At 49.9% G+C, this 803-nt stretch carries 2 protein-coding genes; both read right to left on the minus strand.

The features are described from left to right. On the minus strand, positions 1-442 hold a 442-nt coding region (locus tag EN939_RS36385), incomplete at its 3' end, for a hypothetical protein (RefSeq protein ID WP_206528459.1). 54 nt (positions 443-496) lie between these two features. Further along, positions 497-803, minus strand: a 307-nt coding sequence (locus EN939_RS36390; protein WP_206528460.1) for a hypothetical protein, incomplete at its 5' end; no start/stop codon positions are given.

Consider the following 803-nt stretch of genomic DNA (forward strand, 5'->3'; position numbering starts at 1 on the left):
TCCCAAAGTCATTCATGACTTCAGCCGTAAAATGGCCACGCACGCCCACGGTCTTGCTGCGTTCCGATATGATACGAAGGAAGCGTTTACTGCCCTCTGGGATATCTGTGACTTTTTCACCGATGATAGAAGCTTGCGCCCCGAGGCCGGCAACCAAGCATGGCAGCTTGGTCGGCTCGATAAAGTCAGCCAAGTAGGACAAATCAAAATTTTTGAAAATGAAATTTGCTGCGGCGATAGCAATGATGTCGAAACGTTCGTTTGCTTCTTGCGGGGAATAGTCCAACCCCTGACCGAACTCTTCAAAGCGAATTTCCTCGAACAGAGACTGCCCTATCAGAAGATTTCCGGTGTTATATCCAATGATTTCGAATTTCTTTTCAAAAGCAATCTGCGGATCAGGATGCGGAGCTATTGGCGCTCCCAGAAAAAGAACTCTCACTAAAATCTCCTCGACGCTCTGTAGACATCTAACTCCCCACAGTCACCAGCGTCGTCATTCTTGAATTGGAATACCAAATCGTTCACTGAGTTCATGGCTGTAGATGCTCGCTCGTTCGAGCGCGGCAGGTCCAAGATCGTGGCTGCGGATTGTATCGGCCTGTACCTGCCTGATCTCCTGTAGGTGCCTGAGATCGAAATTTCCTATGGTTACGCTCGACTGATGCCGGCGGTGTGAATTGAGCGAACGCGGGGAAAAAGCGATCGAACCATTTTCGAGCAGACGCAAATATGTCACCCAATCCCCGGCGTTGCGCAACGACATGATCTCTTCGCTGTGTTTGGCCATCGCATTGCTGAGC

The organism is Mesorhizobium sp. M7A.F.Ca.CA.002.05.1.1 (genome assembly GCF_003998335.1).
GTDB lineage: Bacteria > Pseudomonadota > Alphaproteobacteria > Rhizobiales > Rhizobiaceae > Mesorhizobium.